The 20,446-nt window shown below is 40.2% G+C and carries 36 protein-coding genes; all 36 read left to right on the forward strand.

Translation table 11 applies throughout. The annotated features are described in order from the left end of the window. The first annotated feature begins 32 nt into the window (after nucleotides 1-32). The 36 genes from DFR63_RS01380 to DFR63_RS01560 all read left to right on the forward strand — a co-directional run bounded on the left by DFR63_RS01380 (nucleotide 33) and on the right by DFR63_RS01560 (nucleotide 20,442). The gene (locus tag DFR63_RS01380) at nucleotides 33-800 is read left to right on the forward strand and encodes a phage regulatory protein/antirepressor Ant (protein ID WP_115883967.1); all 768 of its coding nucleotides are present in this window, start codon (nucleotides 33-35) and stop codon (nucleotides 798-800) included. After that, on the forward strand, nucleotides 801-1,094 hold the full coding sequence (locus tag DFR63_RS01385; RefSeq protein ID WP_115883968.1) for a hypothetical protein: 294 nt from the start codon (nucleotides 801-803) through the stop codon (nucleotides 1,092-1,094). A gap of 172 nt (nucleotides 1,095-1,266) precedes the next feature. Further along, entirely contained in the window at nucleotides 1,267-1,770 is a 504-nt protein-coding gene (locus tag DFR63_RS01390) for a helix-turn-helix domain-containing protein (RefSeq protein ID WP_115883969.1), read from the forward strand. After that, on the forward strand, nucleotides 1,771-2,013 hold the full coding sequence (locus DFR63_RS01395) for a hypothetical protein (protein ID WP_115883970.1): 243 nt from the start codon (nucleotides 1,771-1,773) through the stop codon (nucleotides 2,011-2,013). It abuts the gene before it with no gap. A gap of 2 nt (nucleotides 2,014-2,015) precedes the next feature. Further along, on the forward strand, nucleotides 2,016-2,243 hold the full coding sequence (locus DFR63_RS01400; protein WP_035785450.1) for a helix-turn-helix domain-containing protein: 228 nt from the start codon (nucleotides 2,016-2,018) through the stop codon (nucleotides 2,241-2,243). Beyond that, nucleotides 2,244-2,393 (forward strand): hypothetical protein, encoded by a 150-nt coding sequence (locus tag DFR63_RS11690; protein WP_162842253.1) that lies wholly within the window; start codon nucleotides 2,244-2,246, stop codon nucleotides 2,391-2,393. Nucleotides 2,394-2,397: 4 nt separating this feature from the next. After that, nucleotides 2,398-2,682: a hypothetical protein gene (locus DFR63_RS01405; RefSeq protein WP_115883971.1), complete on the forward strand. Its 285-nt coding sequence runs from the start codon at nucleotides 2,398-2,400 to the stop codon at nucleotides 2,680-2,682. After that, the gene (locus DFR63_RS01410) at nucleotides 2,670-3,617 is read left to right on the forward strand and encodes a YqaJ viral recombinase family nuclease (RefSeq protein WP_115883972.1); all 948 of its coding nucleotides are present in this window, start codon (nucleotides 2,670-2,672) and stop codon (nucleotides 3,615-3,617) included. The genes DFR63_RS01405 and DFR63_RS01410 overlap by 13 nt, the downstream gene beginning before the upstream one ends. A 2-nt stretch (nucleotides 3,618-3,619) precedes the next feature. Continuing rightward, a complete protein-coding gene (recT, locus tag DFR63_RS01415; RefSeq protein ID WP_115883973.1) occupies nucleotides 3,620-4,453 on the forward strand; it encodes a recombination protein RecT in 834 nt (277 codons plus the stop codon). After that, on the forward strand, nucleotides 4,440-4,895 hold the full coding sequence (locus tag DFR63_RS01420; RefSeq protein WP_115883974.1) for a single-stranded DNA-binding protein: 456 nt from the start codon (nucleotides 4,440-4,442) through the stop codon (nucleotides 4,893-4,895). Before recT ends, DFR63_RS01420 begins: the two co-directional genes overlap by 14 nt. A 15-nt stretch (nucleotides 4,896-4,910) precedes the next feature. Then, nucleotides 4,911-5,708, forward strand: coding sequence for a phage replisome organizer N-terminal domain-containing protein (locus tag DFR63_RS01425; protein ID WP_115883975.1), 798 nt, complete (start codon nucleotides 4,911-4,913; stop codon nucleotides 5,706-5,708). Nucleotides 5,709-5,720: 12 nt separating this feature from the next. Next, nucleotides 5,721-6,494: an ATP-binding protein gene (locus DFR63_RS01430; RefSeq protein ID WP_115883976.1), complete on the forward strand. Its 774-nt coding sequence runs from the start codon at nucleotides 5,721-5,723 to the stop codon at nucleotides 6,492-6,494. Nucleotides 6,495-6,707: 213 nt separating this feature from the next. Next, on the forward strand, nucleotides 6,708-7,193 hold the full coding sequence (locus DFR63_RS01440; RefSeq protein WP_115883978.1) for a hypothetical protein: 486 nt from the start codon (nucleotides 6,708-6,710) through the stop codon (nucleotides 7,191-7,193). Between the two features lie 10 nt (nucleotides 7,194-7,203). Continuing rightward, a complete protein-coding gene (locus tag DFR63_RS01445) occupies nucleotides 7,204-7,695 on the forward strand; it encodes a hypothetical protein (protein WP_115883979.1) in 492 nt (163 codons plus the stop codon). Nucleotides 7,696-7,697: 2 nt separating this feature from the next. Further along, nucleotides 7,698-7,910 (forward strand): hypothetical protein, encoded by a 213-nt coding sequence (locus DFR63_RS01450; protein ID WP_115883980.1) that lies wholly within the window; start codon nucleotides 7,698-7,700, stop codon nucleotides 7,908-7,910. A 248-nt stretch (nucleotides 7,911-8,158) separates the two neighbouring features. Next, entirely contained in the window at nucleotides 8,159-8,455 is a 297-nt protein-coding gene (locus tag DFR63_RS01455) for a hypothetical protein (protein WP_115883981.1), read from the forward strand. 11 nt (nucleotides 8,456-8,466) lie between these two features. Then, a complete protein-coding gene (locus DFR63_RS01460; protein ID WP_115883982.1) occupies nucleotides 8,467-8,727 on the forward strand; it encodes a hypothetical protein in 261 nt (86 codons plus the stop codon). A 197-nt stretch (nucleotides 8,728-8,924) separates the two neighbouring features. Beyond that, nucleotides 8,925-9,215: a hypothetical protein gene (locus DFR63_RS01465; protein WP_147302187.1), complete on the forward strand. Its 291-nt coding sequence runs from the start codon at nucleotides 8,925-8,927 to the stop codon at nucleotides 9,213-9,215. Further along, complete coding sequence (locus tag DFR63_RS01470) at nucleotides 9,205-9,573, forward strand: hypothetical protein (protein ID WP_115883984.1); 369 nt, start codon at nucleotides 9,205-9,207, stop codon at nucleotides 9,571-9,573. Before DFR63_RS01465 ends, DFR63_RS01470 begins: the two co-directional genes overlap by 11 nt. Beyond that, nucleotides 9,566-9,826 (forward strand): hypothetical protein, encoded by a 261-nt coding sequence (locus DFR63_RS01475; RefSeq protein WP_115883985.1) that lies wholly within the window; start codon nucleotides 9,566-9,568, stop codon nucleotides 9,824-9,826. The genes DFR63_RS01470 and DFR63_RS01475 overlap by 8 nt, the downstream gene beginning before the upstream one ends. Before the next feature lie 189 nt (nucleotides 9,827-10,015). Continuing rightward, the gene (locus DFR63_RS01485; protein ID WP_115883987.1) at nucleotides 10,016-10,273 is read left to right on the forward strand and encodes a hypothetical protein; all 258 of its coding nucleotides are present in this window, start codon (nucleotides 10,016-10,018) and stop codon (nucleotides 10,271-10,273) included. 106 nt (nucleotides 10,274-10,379) lie between these two features. Continuing rightward, nucleotides 10,380-10,829 (forward strand): YopX family protein, encoded by a 450-nt coding sequence (locus DFR63_RS01490; protein WP_162842254.1) that lies wholly within the window; start codon nucleotides 10,380-10,382, stop codon nucleotides 10,827-10,829. 76 nt (nucleotides 10,830-10,905) lie between these two features. After that, entirely contained in the window at nucleotides 10,906-11,430 is a 525-nt protein-coding gene (locus DFR63_RS01495; protein ID WP_162842255.1) for a dUTP diphosphatase, read from the forward strand. Between the two features lie 80 nt (nucleotides 11,431-11,510). Then, entirely contained in the window at nucleotides 11,511-11,933 is a 423-nt protein-coding gene (locus tag DFR63_RS01500) for a RusA family crossover junction endodeoxyribonuclease (protein WP_115883990.1), read from the forward strand. A gap of 20 nt (nucleotides 11,934-11,953) precedes the next feature. Further along, nucleotides 11,954-12,376, forward strand: a complete 423-nt coding sequence (locus DFR63_RS01505; RefSeq protein ID WP_245954104.1) for a hypothetical protein — start codon at nucleotides 11,954-11,956, stop codon at nucleotides 12,374-12,376. Nucleotides 12,377-12,662: 286 nt separating this feature from the next. Continuing rightward, nucleotides 12,663-13,088 carry a terminase small subunit gene (locus DFR63_RS01510; protein ID WP_115883991.1) on the forward strand — a complete coding sequence of 142 codons (426 nt, stop codon included), beginning with the start codon at nucleotides 12,663-12,665 and terminating at the stop codon, nucleotides 13,086-13,088. Beyond that, the gene (locus tag DFR63_RS01515) at nucleotides 13,085-14,350 is read left to right on the forward strand and encodes a PBSX family phage terminase large subunit (protein ID WP_115883992.1); all 1,266 of its coding nucleotides are present in this window, start codon (nucleotides 13,085-13,087) and stop codon (nucleotides 14,348-14,350) included. The genes DFR63_RS01510 and DFR63_RS01515 overlap by 4 nt, the downstream gene beginning before the upstream one ends. Before the next feature lie 12 nt (nucleotides 14,351-14,362). Next, the gene (locus tag DFR63_RS01520; RefSeq protein WP_115883993.1) at nucleotides 14,363-15,748 is read left to right on the forward strand and encodes a phage portal protein; all 1,386 of its coding nucleotides are present in this window, start codon (nucleotides 14,363-14,365) and stop codon (nucleotides 15,746-15,748) included. Further along, on the forward strand, nucleotides 15,735-16,925 hold the full coding sequence (locus DFR63_RS01525; RefSeq protein WP_115883994.1) for a hypothetical protein: 1,191 nt from the start codon (nucleotides 15,735-15,737) through the stop codon (nucleotides 16,923-16,925). The genes DFR63_RS01520 and DFR63_RS01525 overlap by 14 nt, the downstream gene beginning before the upstream one ends. A gap of 2 nt (nucleotides 16,926-16,927) precedes the next feature. Beyond that, nucleotides 16,928-17,305 carry a WDGH domain-containing protein gene (locus tag DFR63_RS01530; RefSeq protein ID WP_211313780.1) on the forward strand — a complete coding sequence of 126 codons (378 nt, stop codon included), beginning with the start codon at nucleotides 16,928-16,930 and terminating at the stop codon, nucleotides 17,303-17,305. A 397-nt stretch (nucleotides 17,306-17,702) separates the two neighbouring features. Beyond that, entirely contained in the window at nucleotides 17,703-18,278 is a 576-nt protein-coding gene (locus DFR63_RS01535) for a phage scaffolding protein (protein WP_115883995.1), read from the forward strand. 14 nt (nucleotides 18,279-18,292) lie between these two features. Continuing rightward, complete coding sequence (locus tag DFR63_RS01540; protein ID WP_115883996.1) at nucleotides 18,293-19,270, forward strand: phage capsid protein; 978 nt, start codon at nucleotides 18,293-18,295, stop codon at nucleotides 19,268-19,270. A gap of 14 nt (nucleotides 19,271-19,284) precedes the next feature. Then, the gene (locus DFR63_RS01545) at nucleotides 19,285-19,401 is read left to right on the forward strand and encodes a HeH/LEM domain-containing protein (RefSeq protein WP_211313771.1); all 117 of its coding nucleotides are present in this window, start codon (nucleotides 19,285-19,287) and stop codon (nucleotides 19,399-19,401) included. 15 nt (nucleotides 19,402-19,416) lie between these two features. After that, the gene (locus tag DFR63_RS01550; protein ID WP_115883998.1) at nucleotides 19,417-19,719 is read left to right on the forward strand and encodes a head-tail connector protein; all 303 of its coding nucleotides are present in this window, start codon (nucleotides 19,417-19,419) and stop codon (nucleotides 19,717-19,719) included. Continuing rightward, nucleotides 19,719-20,042, forward strand: coding sequence for a phage head-tail adapter protein (locus DFR63_RS01555; protein WP_115883999.1), 324 nt, complete (start codon nucleotides 19,719-19,721; stop codon nucleotides 20,040-20,042). Before DFR63_RS01550 ends, DFR63_RS01555 begins: the two co-directional genes overlap by 1 nt. Before the next feature lie 4 nt (nucleotides 20,043-20,046). Next, nucleotides 20,047-20,442 carry an HK97 gp10 family phage protein gene (locus DFR63_RS01560; protein WP_051239017.1) on the forward strand — a complete coding sequence of 132 codons (396 nt, stop codon included), beginning with the start codon at nucleotides 20,047-20,049 and terminating at the stop codon, nucleotides 20,440-20,442. Nucleotides 20,443-20,446: the final 4 nt, after the last annotated feature.

Consider the following 20,446-nt stretch of genomic DNA (forward strand, 5'->3'; position numbering starts at 1 on the left):
TTACGCATTTCGCGTTAATTAGGAGGAATGACATGAATCAATTAGCAGAAATACAAATTGAAAACAAAGAAGATTTCGGTCTTGTCGTAAGCAGCAGAGTGGTAGCGGAGCAAATTGGTAAGAGACATGGCGACGTTATAAACCAAATTAGAAGAATTTTAACCGACGAGAATGTTCGTTCGTTGATTATTGATAATGAATACCGAGATAAAAAAGGTGAGCTAAGAACAGAGTACCTACTTACTAAAGATGGTTTCACATTGTACATGTTCAATATTCAGGGGCACAACGATTTCAAAATGAATTACATCAACAAATTTAACGAAATGGAAGACCACATCAAGAATCAAACGCTCAAACTTCCGACTACTTATAAAGAAGCGTTACTCGAATTAGTTGCTAAAGAGGAAGAGAACGAAAGGTTAAGACTCGAAACTGAAATCAGCAGGCAACGCATTAGTGAAATGAAGCCTAAAGCGAGCTACTACGACAACATTTTACAAAACAAGAGCTTAGTTACAATCGGACAAATTGCAAAAGATTATGGAATGTCAGCACAAGCGCTCAACAAGTTACTGCACGATCTAAAAGTTCAATACAAACAATCTGGTCAATGGTTGCTTTACTCGAAACACCACAGTAAAGGTTTAACACATTCGGACACGACAGAGATTGAACATAAAGATGGTAGTACATCGGTAAGAATGCATACCAAGTGGACACAGAACGGAAGGTTATTCCTGTATGAATTACTCAAACAACACAATATCTTACCAATGATTGAACAGGAGGTTTCTTAAATGGAAGAAGTTAAGTTTTGGCAAAGAGCTTGGGAAATTGGTTTTATAACCGGCAAATCGAAAGCAATGGATGAATATGTTGAACATATTTCAGATGTAATGAATGAAATGGAATTAGCAGAAGAGCCTGCAGTACTTGACTTAGTGAATAAGGTTATATTCCGTTTAAAAATTGATAGCCACAGTAATAAAACGCAAGGACTTTCTTTAACAGAAACAATGCTCGGAGAAAAATACAGCGAAGGCAATATCGATAAAGAAATGCTTTCTAAATTAATAAAAGATAACAAGTGAAGAAACTCAATGCGGAAAGAGTATCACTCTTTTGAGGAAGTACTAACCAACGACCAATTGGTTAGCACTAGATGAGTTATCAGTTATGCGACTAACTTAATTAACTCTATACACAGTATACGAGTTATCCGAATCAACAATCAATCTATATAAATTGTCAGGAGGACAACAGATGTCAACAATAATTGCCAAATACAGACAACGAAACAACTTAACACAGCAGCAGGTAGCCAATCAGCTACACGTAGACAAATCCTACATCAGCCGTGTAGAGAGTGGTCAGAAGCCAATGACACAAACAATGTGCAGCGCCGCACTATCCAATGCATCAGATGCCAATCTATTAAACGATGTGGCTTACGAAATGACAGGCGGACACACATTGCCAACACCATCAGATCGTGTCTATGACGGACATCGCATGTCCTATGTATTCCGGATTCAAAAGGAAATCGATGAGTTTATGGAAGTGCTACACCGCAATCGATTAGACAAACAGCCAGAGCATCTGACACAAGATGAAAAAGAAGGACTGCATCACATGATTTCAGAGTTACAAGATGTCCTGTTTGAAGGCACGGGATTTGTAAATCGGCTGATGCAAGATTATCAGATTAAACCGCAACAGCTGAATCAGAATCGGGATGCGAAGTTGCGAATGGAAAGGAGAATATAAATGTCTTTACTCATTGAGTATATGCACTTTATCGCGATAACTAAAGAACACGACGAACCGCAAAAGTTATCTTTACCAATAGAAATGGCGGAAACGATTAATGAGCAATTCAAAAACTTCCCGGACGGTGTGCCAGTCACTACAGGAAAAAGAACAATGACAGTACAAGCATTGATTATCGGCACTCAATCTTTTTGGAAAAAACCGCTGATGTTAGTGCCGAATAATGGCGAGGAGGATTGACCATGAAAAAATTCTACCAACTGTACATTGCACGGAACGAAGCAGGAGAGTCCACAGCGGATGTTGGGAAGTTAATTGGACTAAGTAAAGCATCGTACTGGAATCGAGAAAACGCAATAACAAATTTTGATCTAGCAGAAGCATTTATTCTGGCACAGCACTATGGCAAAACAATTGAAGAATTGTTTCCGGAAATGGTGCATATGCTACAGAAGAAAGAGGTGTCGTGAATGCCGACAATTAGAGAATGGAAAGTATTACTCATCTCAGCAGCAGTGCTTATTTCGGTATATCTACCAATTTTCCTTTATCTAACAAGCGAAGCTTATCTTGAGAACGATCCGATGTACAACGAAATTTACGGACTAAATGAGGAGTGAAGTCATGTTTGCGACTAACTTATTTTTCGCAGAAGAAAATTCTAATCTACAAATAAAAATTGAAGAACTCGAAGGCGAAAAAGAAGTGCTTCGTGAAGAAAATGAAGTACTTGAACAAATGAACGCTGAGTTAGTAAAAGAAATAGAAACGCTGAAGAAAAAAATAATAGAGGACTTGAAAGATAGAGTGCCCAAAGAAATGCAAAAACGACCGGTTGGCAGACCAGTCGTAAAGAAAAAATACCTTAAACCAATTCTACCACAGGAGGATAAATCATGGCAGAGCTAGTTAATATAAAAGATTTAACACGTGAAGAATGGCTACAAGAGCGCATGACAGGTATCGGTGGAAGCGACGCTGGGACAATACTTGGAGTGAACAAATGGAAGTCTAAAACACAGTTGTTCTTTGAAAAAACGAATCCGGAGATGATTCAAGAAATCAGTAATGATGCGATTCATTTCGGGAACGTTTTAGAAGACGTTGTGGCAGAAGAATTTGCAGCTCGTACCGGTAAAAAAGTGCGTAGAGATAACAGAATGCTTAGACATCCTGATCATCATTTTATGATGGCTAACCTGGACCGTGTTGTTGTCGGCGAGAAAGCATTACTCGAATGTAAAACCACCTCACAGTACAACGTAGAGCAATGGGAAGACGATAACGTGCCGGCACAGTATTTGTGTCAGATTCAACATTACATGGCTGTCACAGGCTTTGAGAAGGCATATATCGCTGTTTTAATTGGTGGCCAATCATTTATATGGAAAGAAATTGAAAGAGACGATGAACTCATTCAAATTATCATTGATGCTGAAAAAGACTTTTGGGAGAACAATGTTCAAGCAAACGTTATTCCAGAGATTGATGGCAGTGAAGCCACATCGGACTTCATTAATCATATATATCAAGATATTGATAATGAAGAGATTGAGTTGGGTTCAGAAGCCGATACGTTGATGAAAGCAATAGAAAGTATCAAAGAAGATATTAAAGAAAAACAGCAACTGCAAAAGAAATATGAGAATCAGTTGAAAGATTCACTTGGACATAATGCAGCAGGCAAAACAGAAGCATATATTGCGACATGGAAACAGCAGACTCGCCGCAGCATAGATAAAAAAGCACTGGAAGAAAAGTACGGTAAAGATGTGATTGATCAGTTCTATAAAGAATCGGAATACCGAGTATTAAGAATTAAACAAATCAAGGAGGAACAATAATTATGGCAACAAATGAAACTTTAAAGCAACAGGTAGCAACGCAGAAACAAAACGAAGTATCACAAGGTAACAAACCAAAAACAATCGGTGACTATATCGACCAAATGGCACCGGCAATGGCACAGGCACTTCCGCAGCACATGAGCATTGAACGTATGACAAGAATGGCGACAACGGTTATTAGAACGACACCACAGCTAAAAGAAGCCGATGTATCGAGCTTACTTGGTGCAGTGATGCAATCCGCACAACTCGGTCTTGAACCAGGACCAATGGGTCACTGCTACTTCTTACCATTCAGAAACAATAAGAAGGGCACGACAGACGTTACGTTTATTATCGGTTACCGAGGGATGATTGATTTAGCGAGACGATCCGGTCATATCCAATCGATTTATGCGCATGCAGTCTACGAAAATGATGAATTTGATTATCAGCTCGGTTTGCACAGTGATTTGAAACATGTACCGACAGAAGATGACAGAGGAGCATTCAAAGGCGCTTATGCAGTCGCTCACTTTAAAGACGGTGGTTATCAATTCGAATATATGCCGAAGTCAGAAATTGAAAAACGCAGAGCAAGAAGTAAAGCAGGAAACAGTAAGTATTCTCCATGGGCAACAGATTATGAAGAAATGGCGAAGAAAACAGTGATCCGTTACATGTGGAAATACCTTCCGGTCTCAGTAGAAATGCAAACAGCAGTATCGCATGACGAAGGTGTAGGTAGAAGCATTAAGGATATTACTCCTGACGATGATAGCTACGTAGATATGCCAGAAGTTGTCGCAGATTATCCACAGAATGAGGAGGGCTCAGTAGATGAATCAAATTAATTTAATCGGAAATTTAACAGCTGATCCGACACTCACTGTAAGTCAAAGTAATTTATCAATTGTAAGTTTCAACATTGGAGTGCAGAGACCATTTAAGGACAAGCAGTCAGGGGAGTATCAATCAGACTTCCCTCGCTGCAAAGCGTTTGGAAAAACAGCGGAAATCATTAGCGAACATTTTAAAAAGGGTTCGAAAATCGGATTAACCGGTTCAGTACAGACGGGGAGTTACGAAGATAAAGACGGCAAAAAGGTTTATACCACTGATGTAATCGTCAACCAAGTCACATTTGTAGAGCGTAAAAACCAGCAGAATAACAGCTATAAACAAGCTTATGGAAACAATCAGCCTCAGCAAGCGCGAGGAAATCCACCGGTTGAACCGAATCCATTTGAAAATGGTGGACCAGTAGATGTGAATGATGATGATCTTCCATTTTAAGAAAGGGTGTAGAGTATGGCAGAAAAGAATAAACGTTATTTTTGGCTGAAGTTAAAAGATGACTTCTTCAGTCAGAAAGAAATAAAAATGTTGAGAAGAATTGCAGGCGGCGACACCTACACAATTATCTATCTTAAAATGTTGCTGCTTAGCTTGAAAAATGACGGAAAAATTTATTTCGATGGTATCGCAGAGAACTTTGTAGAAGAAATCGCATTAGATATCGATGAAGATACAGAGAACACTCAGATCACGTTCAATTACTTGGCACAAAAAGGATTAATAGAGTTTTCAGATGCAGAACTTGAAATGACGAATATAGCATCGATGATCGGTTCTGAAACAGATGCTGCAAGGCGAAAAAGAAAACAGCGGACACGTAAAAAAGCGCTGCTTTGTGACAATGTCACGACAAAGTCACAACTAGGTCACACAGAGATAGAGATAGAGAAAGAGTTAGATATAGAGCAAGAGGAAGAAGAGATACCTGCTGCGGCTCGTGATGAAATGGAATCTTATTTCGGTTCACTTACTCAATTTATGTACGAAGACTTAGAGTTCTATAAAGATAAATTCGATGAACCGAACGAAATAATTATCGAAGCAATTGATATTTGCAGACAACGCAGCGCTAAACATTGGAACTATGCAAAGAGCATCATTCAGAGTTGGCGCAATCATAACTTGAAAACATTAGATGCAGTTCGTAAACATGAAGCGAAGAGCAAACTTAATAACTATAAGCCAACTAACCAAGAAGTCGACCTTAATACTGACTATGAAAAAAGTTTAACTGAAAAACTCGGATTTTAGAGGAGGGCTGATATGGAACAAATCAAAAAGATGATGCACGAGAACAAAATCAAGCATTCCGAAGTCGAATACACCGGTGAGAAGTGCGACGGCTGCGGTAGAGATTTGAAAATTGTGCAGATCACTTTCGCAGACGGTGAAGTGAAAGAGAATGAATCCGGATGTATATGTGACCGCATCAAGTTTGTAAACGACCAACAGAAAAAGATAAAAGCTGATGCTTTTGCGAAAGCGAGTATTATGCATGGCGATTACAAAGAAAAGACATTCGATAATTACCAGGCGAATAGCGATGAGCAAGTGCAGGCAGCGAAAAAGATGCGGTACTATGCAAATCATTTTGACGACATGTTATCAGAATCAAATTGTTTATTAGTACAAGGAACCTTTGGAACAGGCAAAACACACCTCGCAGCTGCAGTCCGCAATCAGTTAAGAGCGCAAGACTATCAAGTGTTATTCATATCGCTGCCGGACTATGTAGATAAGTTGAAACAAGGCTTTAAAGACTTAAACCAAGTCCATCCGATTTTCAAATTTGCAAAAGAAGCTGATTTACTGATTTTAGATGATGTCGGCGCAAATCGAATGAGCGAATGGGAAGTGTCAGAGCTATTTAGATTAGTCGATGCACGACGAAATAAATGCACTATCTATACTACAAATTTAACGAGCGAACAATTCAGATCATCGCAAGCATTGTATCGAGTCTTTTCTCGAATGATGGAAAAAGCAAAAGCCATTGTTATAGATGGTGACGACTACCGCATGAAAGGGGTTAAGTAATGCCACACACACTAGAAAAACCAGTCGAGGTCGCCGTTTCTCCGGAAATGGCACTCGCTGATAAGTTATTGAATCGAGAAACCATCGTAAAAGACGATATAAGCGCATTGAATATGTTTGGGGACAAATACATTCAAATGTTATTAAAGACACCACAATCGCATGTTAGGGCGAAATTAGCGGAAGTATTGGCGCATCTTTGGAGGGATGACAATGACAGGCTTACGAGATTTGACCGAAAGACAAAAACAAATTGCTGAAGAAAATGGCATTAAAACTAAAACGTTAAGCAGCAGATTAAGTAAAGGGTGGCCGATAGAAGAAGCTATATCTATGCAGCCGCATGAACGGTATTCCAGAGTTAATCGAAAACGCACCATCTACGGTGTGGAACTTTCGGAGGATGATATAAAGACTGCAAGGCGGAATGGCATCGCAAATAAAACACTGCAAGGAAGATTTAAGCAGGGATGGACGAAAGAACGTGCGATTAATACACCAGTTCGGAAATCCAGTCATGTATATGGACCGGCACCAAAGCCAGAAATCGAGGGCGAGGAATTACTTCAAATTATTGGCCGCATTAAATACATGAGGATGCAGGAAAAAGATTTCCCGATGCCGATTCCAAAGCCGCTGCTGAACAAACTAAAACAAACCGGGCGGACATTGGAAGATGTTCGCGCTGTGAAGTGTTAGGAGGGGTGTCATGAAAGTATATGAAGCCTATGAGGGCGATACGTTTATCGCTACTGGCACGATTAAAGACATTGCAGCAGCGTTGGGAGTGTCGGTATCAAGCGCGCGCGCTATGGCGAATCGAGGACATTCGAAGTATACCGTTATCGAAATTGGCACACGCCGACAGATATATGCGTACTATCTCGATGATGAATTTATTACAGAAGGCACGATGCATCAGATTGCGGAAGTGACCGGGGAGCAATTAGTTACTTTAAACTTTTTAAGTTCTAATGCAGCGAAGAAGCGAAACTTAACGAAAACATTAATCAAACTGGAGGGCGAAACGATGATAGTAAAACGCACACATGGAGCTAAATTTGCACCTGTACCCACGAATGACGAGCGAAAAGAAGCGATTAAAGTATTTAAGAATGTACCAGTGAAACCTGCGGAGTGGAGACCGAGTGAATACGCAAAATCTTTATTTGAGCATAGTTTTGCGAAATGGAGAGCTTAAATATGACGACTAAACTCAACCTATATGACCATCGCATCGAGCCAATAGGTACAGCGACATTCATTAAGGCTAAAAATGGTTATGAAGTGGTGTACAACGACGATGTACATTACGGGAACACAACGCTCACGAAAGAAGAGTTGCCGGCTTACCTGTCGTCTATGGGATTAAATTCGATGAGCGGTAAACAGACTAGTCTGATGGATTTTATATGAAACGCTGCGAAGAGTGCAATCAGTTTAAAGACGAGTTACCGTTTCTTTACGACTACAACGACGAAGATATGAAGCCGATAGAAGAACGTAGAACGTGTAAAGAGTGCTGGCGAGTATTGAGACGGCAAGTACGAACTATCAGCAATGGACCGATGGTAAAACGGAATGGCATACGGTATTTAAGTGTGACGGTCGTAGGGCAGCCGCTAAGTGGTCAATTAGAATTATTTTAGGAGGAGTGATATGCATTGGTCATCATTTATAAAGATTACTCCAAAGAAGAATATGACAAAGAATATAATCGGATACTCTTCGGCGATAAAAAAGTGCCGCCAAAAGAGGGAGACAGATACACGAAGTATGTATACGTGAGCAGAGATGGAAAGCTCCGCTCTATAGATGTTGCGAGAAATATACGCGAATACGGCTGCGGTTTCTTCGGACCGACAGATTACGATAACTTTTGGAATTGGTTTGACGAACACGAAAGACATTATCTGGAGAAGGGTTTCGAAGTGGAATATCAACAGCCATCATTATTTTAGGAGTGAGAACCATGCAGCAACTAGATATTTTTTCAGTCGAGCAGCCAGTTACTAAAACAGGTTTCAAATATCGTCGCAGATTGTACAACGATAAAGATCAGTACCTGTACACCGTCATACCTACTGCTGACGGCTACACGTTAAACAGGGTGCAGTCGTTAGCAGAGAATATAGGACTAATGAAGGTAACGCATGAAGAGTATCGGAAATTCAAAGCTGAATGTGGATTGGTCGAGAAAATACCGAAAGATGTGGAGGGGCGGTTGAAATAAAAAAGAGGCTGAGAATTTCTTTGATCGGATTAATCAGCCTCATTACATCATCGAGAAAGATGAAAAAACACCTTTCCAAATTAATATACGGGAGTAAATATCTTTCTTCAAGATAGTAAGTTAAAAATTTATCCGACAAGCTAAATGGCAATCAAAAAGGAGAGTGAAAAGCTATGAAAGTAATCACTGGTGGCAGGGTGAGCGGTAAGACATATCAAGCGATTAAGTACGCATCTGAAAATTGGCTGTATATCCTCGTGAGAAATCGACAGGAAGCGACAGAAATATTTCAGATGGCGAATAAATTTGGTTTTGGCATACCTTATCCAGTGACCGTCGAGGAACTAAAAAGAGGCGACGGAAAAGGTACATCTCTTGAACGCAACGGAATCATCGTTGATAACGCACTATCAGTATTACAAGAGTTACTACCTGTACGGATTAATATGGCGACGGTAGAAATGGAGGCTGATAGCGATGAGTTATGAAAAAGATTTTAAAATAACTTTTTATAACCAAGAAGACAACGAAGAGTTATCTGACCAATACAGTGAACTCTTGATGATTAATCGGGATGGAGAAGTATTTGAGTTAGTTCATAACGGGCGAGGAGAATATAGTCCGTCATACGAAGGAGATTGGATAGGTTATAAGATTAAAGGGAGTTCCAAAACTGACGAGTACGAAGCGAAGGCAAAGGCGTTTGACGAAATAAGAGAAGCCCGAAAAGAGATTCTCGTAGATGTTCATGAAAGAGGATTCAACATTCCTGCAGACCAAGATAAATTCACATTGCAGTCTGAAAATATCATCAACAAATACGAAAGCGGTGAATCCAATGACTAACTACCTAAACCAAATCGAATCAGACTTATACAAACTGTATTCTATTACAAACGGCAGCGGTGAAGTAGTTGAAATGGTTACAGAACTGACGGAGAAATATGAGAAGGCGAAGGCTTGGGATAGAACACAAGAGTTGCTTAAAGAGTGTACACAACAAACACCTGGTGATGATTATGAAGTCGATTGGCATGAATTTGAAATGAAGATTGACGATATTATTAATAAACACGAAAGCGGTGAATCGGATGCTTAAAAATGACGAGGTGGACTACTGCACTAAATGCACGGTTAAACCGATTGTGAAAGAACATATGTGTGAGAAATGCTACACGGAGCATAACGAATGGCTGAGAGATTTGGTATCAGGAACAACGACTGTCAAAGACGGGATAATAATTGATGCCGACGGCTACTACACGATTTATGAGAGTGGGGAGAGGGGATGATAGAAATTAAGTTTTTTGAAAAGCATACAGGAAAACCTATCGGAATGCACGAGCGTTCTTTAAGTGTAGAAGCAGATGGGAGCGTGATGGAAGTGACTGAGGGCTTCAGTGGAGTAATTTTAAGTAATCCCGCCGATGTGGTTTACAAAATAATAAATGATGGAGAAACGAAAGTATACAAATGCACTTGTGGAGCTAGGTATTGGTCAATGGATAACTACAAAGAACATTTAATGAATTGCTTTAAAGCATGACCGCCTACACATGGCTCACCCTGTTACTGGAAACAGCACCGTATATTCTTGGTGCAGGGTGTGTGGTGTTGGTGATACTAATTTATAAATTGTGGAGGATGAAATGATGAGAGAGATTAAATTTAGAGCTTTTAAACACGCGGGCACTCCGGAAATGTTTAACGATGTACAGGTAATTGACTTTGAGAGTGGCACAGCACATTTAGGTTACAGCTTATCTAATTTCACAGAACGAACAGATAAAGAAAGACTAGACAATCTTATTTTAATGCAATACACAGGTCTTAAAGATAAAAACGGAGTGGAGATTTATGAAGGGGATATTGTTGATTTCAACGGAGAATACGAAGTTTGTTACGGGCAACACGGTGTGCCGTCGGTGGAGGAACAAGAATATATCGACCACGCTTATGGTTTTTACTTCAAAGCACAACACGATTTGAAAGATATCATGCCGTTCGGACTGGATATACCTCTTAATAGAACTTATGTAAATGAGTGCAAAATCATCGGAAACATTCACGAAAATCCCGAACTCCTCGGTGATAACCAATGACATTCACATTCAAAATACTACTTGCAGCACTAGCGTATTACGTTACGACAGTTATATTGATGAGGAGGAAGAAGAAATGAATACACTATTAAACAAGGCGGACTTAATCTATTTACTGACACAACAAAACAAACTGGATGCAGCGATGCGTAAAGAATTAGGCATCAGTGAATCAGATTGGATGTCAACAATGGCAATGGAGCACAGTATCGCCTTAAACGTAGAACTACATGAATTTATAAACGCCTGCTTCAAGTCGTGGAAATATTGGAAGCGCAAAGATATGAATATGGATGATGTGCTGGATGAAGCGATTGATGTCATTCACTTCTGTATGTTGCGACTGAACAAATCAACAGCAAAGACTGAATTTATCGCAGGTAATGTAGAAAGTGAGCTTCAAGACAAACGACAACTTCAAGACCGCGCAGCTGTAAAAAGAGTGATATATCACTTATCAAATGGCGTTATGTCAGCTGAAAACATACTTGTCTATGTATTATCGATACTCGATTACTACGGATTTACGGGGCAGGATATTATCAATCAGTACAACAAGAAGAATGCAGTCAACTTTCAGAGACTTGCGAGCGGATATTAATCATGACGGCGACTACAGATGGTTCGGAAGAACAGACTATCGTAGATAAAGTGAAAGAGATACTCGGGAGGTAATTATATTTGATCGAATTCAAAGTAGAGGGACGTCCAGTACCACAGCCCCGTCCAAGAGTGTATCGAACAGCTACCGGTAAATCGAAAGCAGTCAATTCAAGACAAAGTATAAACTATAAACGCATCGTAAAGTATGCAGCACTCAGCGAGATGAACAAGCAACAATTAACCATGACTGACCGACCATTAGCCATGAGCCTGACGTTTGTTTTCGCTCCGCCTAAGTCATACACCAAAAAGAAATTAGAAGCTGTGAAGAGCGGTGAATTGAGATATACGAAGAAGCCCGACTTAGATAATTTGGCTAAAGCGATACTTGATGCATGCAACAACACAGTGTACAAAGATGATTCACAAATAATCACACTAAGCATTAATAAAGAATACGGACACACTGACCATGTGGCTGTCGAAATAACACAATTATAATAACGGGGTGTAGATGAATTATGAATTATGCGACTAACGAAGTTTATTCAGCGGATAAAGTGATGGAGTTAATAAACAGCTACCCGTACTATATCAAGCGTATTACAGCGTTGCGAAAAGAATATCAAGATGAGGTAGGCGGCGGCAATATCGGGCAATATGGTATTGAAGCAACGCTACCAAAACCGCAGGGTGGAAATACAGATCCCGTATTTAACGAAATGAAACGTCTGATGAAAATGGACCAGGAACTGACTCGTTTAGAGAACAAAACTCGGTATATCCAAAACCGATGGAACCGTATCACTGATGAGAGATTAGCGACAATATTAAATCTCAGATTGAGTGGATACATTTATAAAGAAATAGCTGAAAGAGTGGGATTATCAGAGCCGAGAGTGAATCAGCTTATGAAAGAAATATGCAAGGAGTTTAGCTATTAAGAAATTTAAGAAACTTAATTTACTTAATTAGTTAGGTGCTAATGGAAAAATGACTGTACAATATGAGGTAGGTCGGGACGGCGAAGCTCAACGACCAAGTGACTGACTCCGGCATGAGTCCTCCTCCTAATATAAAGAACGTAAGGCATCGCTAACGCGGTGTCTTTTTTGTTGCCTGAATACTGACGAGCAGACTTTCACTTCCCTCTTTGTATAGAAGTTGCCGTCAGTATTGAGTTAATAAAAATAAATGAAGTGAATAACGTGAAAGTCGGTGGTATATGAGATGAACGAGAAGCAAAAAAGATTTGTAGATGAGTACATCATTCATGCAAATGTTTATCGAGCTGCGATTAATGCTGGATATAGTGAAAATTATGCTAGAACTAATGCAAGTAAATTGTTAGCGAAAGATAGTATTAAAGATTATAAAGACAAACGCTTAGAGGAAATGAAGAATAAACGCACAGCAGATGCTCAAGAGGTAATGGAATATCTTACATCAGTTATGCGCGGTGAGATGAAAGATGAAACATTGTTAGTTGTTCCGACTGGTGACTTCGAAAGTGAAGTACAACGACATGATCAGCGAGCAGATACATCTCAGCGTACTAAGGCTGCTGAATTACTTGGTAAACGTTATGCAATGTGGACTGAAAAGACAGAAATCGAACACTCCGGAGCTGTGCAGTTTGTAGATGATATAGAATGACAACTGCGATCAAAATATCAGAGCTGTTACCGAAAGCATTCCATCCAGTCTGGAAAGCATCATTTGATCCGTCAAAGTTAAATGTCGTATGTAAAGGCGGACGTGGTTCAGGGAAGTCGTCAGATATTGCACACATCATCGTACAAATGTTGATGCGCTATCCAATCAATGCTGTTGGTATTCGTAAGATTGACAATACGATTGAACTTTCGATATTTGAGCAGATTAAGTGGGCGATATCAGAACAAAGAGTGTCACACCTGTTTAAGGTTAATAAATCGCCGATGAGAGTCACGTACTTACCCCGTGGTAATTACATGGTATTTAGAGGTGCTAAAGAGCCTGAACGTATTAAGTCCCTCAAATCAGCCGAGTTTCCGTTTGCGATTGCCTGGTTGGAAGAATTAGCGGAATTCCTAACTGAAGATGAAGTTACGACCATTACGAACTCCCTCTTACGCGGAGAGTTGCCGGATGGTCTTTTTTATAAGTTCTTTTCGTCTTATAACCCGCCAAAGCGTAAACAGAGCTGGGTGAACAAGAAATACGAATCAGCATTCATCGCAGACAATACATTCGTACATCATTCAACGTACTTGGACAATCCGTTTATCAGTAAGCAATTTATTGAAGAGGCAGAGGCAACTAAGGCTCGTAATGAGCGTAAGTACCGACATGAGTATATGGGTGAAGCGATTGGTTCCGGTGTTGTGCCGTTCGATAATCTGGAGTTCAGGGCTATTACGGATGAAGAAGTTAAGGTATTTGATAATTATCGCTTTGCAGTCGACTTTGGTTACGCTGCTGACCCATTAGCATTCGTTGTATGGCATTACGACAAAAAGAAAAACACGATATATGCAATTGATGAGATATACGAGGTTAAGATGAGTAACCGTGAGTTTGCTAAGAAAGTAATAGAAATAGGTTATCAGAATGAACGCATACTTGCCGATAGCGCGGAGCCTAAATCTATTGATGAGTTAAGGCGAGAGCATGGTTTAAAACGTGTTAAAGGTGCCAAAAAGGGCAAAGACAGCGTGGAGTTCGGCGAGAAGTGGCTTGATGATTTAGATGCGATAGTAATTGACCCGAAACGCACACCGAAGATAGCTTATGAATTCGAAAATATAGATTATCAAACGGATAAAGACGGTAATGTGAAACCTAGATTGCAAGATGTTGATAATCACGCTATAGATGCTACACGCTATGCTTTTTCTGAAGACATGAAGCAAACAACGATGAGCATACTGAAATAAGGAGGTACTCGAATGGACCCATTTACGAAGCCGCACGGCGAGATATTAACAGACAGTATTAAAGTTGAAGATGAAACGCAAGAAGAAATGATATTGAGATTGATTACTGAACATGATAGAAATATAGCGATTTATCAAACAGGACAGCGGTATTACGACGGTGACCCTGATATTAAGAGTGAAGATCCTCCGAAAGACACAAACGGGCAAACGGATGAGTTGAAACCCGATTGGCGATTTGACCACAATCCGCATGCTAACCTAGTCGATCAGAAAGTCGGTTACATTGTCGGAGAATCTCCTAACTATCAACACAAAGAAGAGAAAGTAACAGAAGTTATCGAAAAACACTTAGGCTATGACTTTGACGATGATTTAAACGATATACTCACTGCTGCATCAAATAAAGGTGTGGAGTGGTTGCATCCATATGTGGATGAAGAAGGTAACTTTAATACACTTGAAATCCCCGCTGAACAGATTGTACCTGTATGGAAAGACCGTAAACAACGTGTACTGCATGCAGTAATCCGACATTATACAGTCGGCGATGAATTGCGCGTGGAGTACTGGACAGCCGAACGGGTGTGGTATTACATCTCAAAAGACGGTGAATTGCAGCTGGGTTGGTACCACGGCATCAATGAAAACAATCCAACAACACACTTAGACGGTGAAAGTTGGGGCAGGGTGCCTTTCATACCATTCAAGAACAACTCGCAGTCAGTGAGTGATATCTGGCGATACAAGACGTTTATAGATGCGATGAATAGACGGTCATCTGATACGCAGAACATGTTCGATGAATCAACGGAGCTTATCTATATCTTGAGAGGATATGAGGGTGAGAATCTCGGAGAGTTCATGCGGAATCTAAAATTCTACAAAGCAATTAACGTTTCTGAAGATGGTGGTGTCGATACTATCCGTGTAGAAGTGCCTGTTACATCATCAAACGAATGGCTAGAGAAGCTTAGAGAATATGTTTATGAGTACGGTCGTGGTGTTGATTTTAATAAGAACGAACTCGGCAATAGTCCTTCTGGGATTGCATTGAGATTCCTGTATACCGGCTTGGATTTAAAGACTAAACAATTGGCTAGAAAAACGATACCGGCAATTAAGCAGCTGTTATGGTTCGTATTTGAATACGAGGATATGGATGGGAATATTGCTGATGAAGTCGATGTCACATTCAACTATAACCGTATGGTGAATGAGTTAGAACAATCTCAAATAGCGAGTATGTCACAAACTGTTATTAGTGATGATACAGTGATGGCGAACCATCCATGGGTAGACGATCTGGAAAAAGAAAAAGAGCGATTAGCTGCAGAAGATGGCCGCGTTGATTCCGAACTTCCAATAAAGGGAGTTGAGGGCGATGAACTGGAATGATTTAGGACGGCAAATTGATGCACTAATTGGTATGGCTGAAAACAGTGTACATCAGCGGTTTCAGACACGTATTAATGAGATTATCAGTATGTATGACTCATTAGTAAATAACTATGCAGATGAGGACAGCCTAGAAGCCTTGAACAAATACAATCGTTTGAACAAGGCGATTAAGCAGCTTGAACAGGATATAACGAGTGATTATTCAGCTTTATATAAAACAATTGCATATGCACAAGCACTGGCATTTATCCATTCGACAGTGGGTAGTGTTTTTTTATTGTCTGGATTAACAGGATTGGCACCGGTGCTTGCATTCCCAAAGTTACTGGAGTTAAGGAAGTTACTGAAACAGGACACCGAAGAATACGACTTGCTGAACACATTATCGCATCATAGAAACGATATGCTGCGGGAGCTGAAAGGTACGCTGAATTCAAGCGTAAATGACAATATCAATCCATCGGCCACTAAGAAGAAATTAAAACGCATTGCGGAGAAGTACACAACTAGAGTGCAGCGTGTATCAACGTATGAAATAGGGCGCGCCGAAGCACTAGCAGAAGTTCAACTTGGCGAACGATACGATACCGCAGTAAATGAATTAAAAGATAAACCAAATAAAGCGCCAAAAGGCTTCAAGTTTGACGATAAGGAACGGGGTAAACGTTTTGTCGATGAAGGCAGTCGTTTAAAGCGCATATGGGTGTCTCAGCGTGATTTAAGAGTCCGTACAACACATATTGTCTTAGACGGTCAAGTATCCGACCATGAAGGCTTATTTTATTCGAAAGCGACTGCATCATACGGCAAAGGTCCTCGTTTGATGGTAGGTATCAATGCTATGCAGGAGAACATGGGATGCCGGTGTTCTGTAGGGTACAGAGTAAACGGTATTGAACTGGACCAGTTAGACGACGAGACTATGAGTGCGGATCAACGTGAAGTATATGAAAAAACTTCATTCGACCATTACCAAGATTGGCTGCAGTTTCATGAAGATGATATTGCACCAGATTATTACAATCAATTATCTAAGAAAATGATGTGGTATAAGAATCCGACTCCGACAACGGAAGAACGCACGGAGCATAACTTAATGACTGATGCGAAACGTTTCCGGAAGATGGTCGAGCGAGGATTTCATAAGAAGACAGACGGGAGCTGGGGATATTGAGTATGGATAAAGAAGTATTGCAAGAAGGCATGACCGAACAAGCTAATGGAGTGATATCCATCATGAAAGCACATGATTTATCAGCGAGATATGTATCTGACGGTTATCACACTTTTGATGAACTTTATTATCACAGAATGATTTTATTTAGTTTGTTGTGTAAAACTAATCGTGATAAGGCTTGGAAGTCTTGGTTACATGATGACGGTACGATGTTCGATGACAGCTTTATCGTTGGTATAGAGACATCGGAAGGACAATACACATATCATTACGGCAAAGAATATTGGGATGAGTTTAATGTGAAAGAACTAGAAAAAGCACCGGAGTACGACGGCCATAAGCCGGAAGATATTACCCGTCTATTGTCTTTAATATGAAATTTAACGAACCCACCGTATTCTTCGGTTCTATCGCCCTTGTGTACGTCTTAATAGCAATCCATATGTTAAGTGTAGGCAGACCTGTAATGGCTCTCCTGTGCTTATTTGTGTTGGTTTTATGCGTGATGATTATAAAGGTTTCTGACGAATAACCACACGAAAGGATGTGATGCTTTATTGTTACAGCATTGAAAATCTAATCGGAGGTGGTCCAAATGAGTGTTTGGGTATCTTGATGGCTATACATTAGCTGATTTAAACAGATGAATAAATAATATGATCCCGTCCTGGACATGACGTTAAAAGGTCTATTTTTCATGCCCGCACAAGCGATATTGTGCAAACCCATGCTGGACGTGCCAGCGTAATAAAAACTGTAAAGGATTGATTATAAATGAAACGTGAATTTTTAAGAGGTTTAGGAATCGATGAAGAGCATATCCCGAAAATTTTAGACGAGCATCACGACAGTTTAAAAGAATACAAAGATTCAGCGAGCAAAGTCACTGATTTAGAAGCTCAACTCAATACTGCAAACGAAGAGTTATCTAATCGTGATAAGCAAATCGAAGAACTAAAATCTTCTACAACTGACAATGAAGCGTTACAAAAACAGCTAGACGACTACAAAGCCAATAACGATAAGTATGAAGAAACGTTAAGTAAGGTGAAACTCGAAAGCGCGATTAAGTTAGCTGTGGCTAAGGATGCGAATGATGCCAACGATGTGCTGGCTTTACTCGATAAAGAAGGTCTGGAACTCGACGGCGACACAGTGAAAGGTCTTGACGACAAACTCACTGCACTGCGAGAAAGCAAACCTTATTTATTTGAAAGTAATAAGAAGACAGGCAGAACACCATCTGAGGGTGGAGCGCCACCGAAAATGACGAAATCTGACATATTGAATATTCAAGACCCTAAAGAGCGACAAAATGCAATTAAGCAAAACATGAATTTATTTAACTAAAAGGAGAATGCTAAATGAAAAACAAACAAAAGAAATTCGTTCCGGAGACATTCGTACCGAAATTTAAATTAAATATTCAACACTTCGCATCACCGAATTACCCGGAGGATAACTTACAAACAGTACCTTCACTGGACAACTTTAAAGAGAAATCAGTCGATTACGTACACCGCTTTGAACAGTCGCTGAAAGATTTTCAAGAGGCTATCGGCATTTCACGTTTAATGCCTGTTCAGACAGGTATGACGATTGAGTTACTTGGTAAGCCGACAGTTAACTTAGCGGACGGTAACGTGGCAGAGGGTGACTTAATTCCATTATCTGACGTTGTACCAGCTGTAATTAGCACTAAAAAGCTAACACTTAAAAAATACCGTAAAGCTACTTCAGGTGAAGCAATTCAGACTTATGGTGCAAACGATGCAGTACAGTACACAGATGATGCGCTGATTAAAGATGTCCAGAAAGGTATTCGTACAGACTTATTTGATCTCGTACAATCTGGTGAAGCGCAAACGAACCTAAACGCTGCAAACGGTCTACAAGGTGCACTTGCAACGTCTTGGGGTGCATTACAAACTGTATTCGAAGATGACACAATTCGCGTTATCGTATTCGCTCATCCGATGGACGTAGCACAGGCGATTGCGGATAAGCAGTTAACACTCGAAACGGCTTTCGGACTGAACTACTACACAGACGCAACAGGTACAGTGGTATTCACTTCGACACAAGTCACACGCGGTTCTGTATATTCAACTGCCGCTGAAAACTTAGTCATTGCGTATATTCCTGCAGGAACTTCAGACTTAGGAGTAACATTTGGACTGACTTCAGATGACACTGGATTCATTGGAATGAAACACTTCTTAGGTAACGACACATTAACACAACAAACACTTATCGTTTCAGGTGTGCTAATGTTCCCTGAACGTCTTGACGGCGTGGTACAAGTCCCTTTAGCGGCATCGGAACCAACGACGGGGGAGTAATCGCTGCACAAACCGTGCAGAATCTCAATGATTACACTGTCGCAGAATTGAAAACGATGCTTGACGAACAAGGTATTGAATACAGTTCGAGTGCGAGAAAAGCCGATTTAATCGGACTATTGGAAGAGTAAGGCGGTGCTTTTTAAATGGATGTAAACAAAGTCAAAATCATAAACAAGTGGAAGCTTGATGACAAATCTAAAGATGAAAGCATCGAGTTACTCATCCCACATTATGCAGGGGTGGCTTCTGAATACTGTAACCAAGTGTTTATTGAGCCTTATCCACTCACTGTGCAAGAATTTATCGCTAAGATGATTGAATATCACAATCCGGGCTTATCAAGCCGTAATATGGGTAGTGTAAGTTATTCGTGGGATAACGACTATGAGGAAAAGCTATACAAACTTATCAAACCTTATCGAAAGGTATCGTGGGGTGGTAAGTAATGTTTTTAGAAGAATATCCTCACACTTTAAGAGTCGTCCGTTCTGAAACAGTCGTTGATAAGACAGTTTATCCGTGGAAAGAGACTATAAAAGAATCAGAACACACGATTCAAGGCTTCATGGACACACCGACATCTTCACAGCAAATTAATTACCACAACTTAAATATCACATTAGATCGAGTGCTTTATATTCCGTTTGATACGGATATTACTCGGTCTGATGTGTTTTTTTATGGTGATGTGAAGTATAAGTTCAAAGGTGACTTGCAGGATCAGGGCGGCCAAAATGAAGTGTTAAGCGCTCCAGTCGAAAGGGCGTGATGATGTGGCTCGAACAAATAGAATCGTTGTTGATTTAGAAGAGTGGTCAAACGATGTAAAGGATTGGGCAGAGCGTGGTATCGAAACGACTACAGAAATCGCATATAACGAATCTAGGCGGCGTATAGCGGTGGATACGGGTGATACTCGTGATTCTATCGAATCAACATACAGAGGCTTTAACGGTACTGTATTAGTGGGGTCTCCCATTGCGATTTACCTTGAATATGGCACAGGAATCCATGCGACTGGCCCAGGAGGTTCACGAGCTAAGAAAATACCATGGACATACTACAAAGACGGTCAATTCTTCACAACTTACGGCATGGTCGCTCAGCCGTTTTGGAGACCGACAATGGATATTACTGAACAATACTTTAAAAACTACTTTAGGGGGTGATGCA

Origin of the sequence: Jeotgalicoccus halotolerans, from assembly GCF_003387165.1 — a bacterium.
In the GTDB taxonomy this organism is placed as follows: domain Bacteria; phylum Bacillota; class Bacilli; order Staphylococcales; family Salinicoccaceae; genus Jeotgalicoccus; species Jeotgalicoccus halotolerans.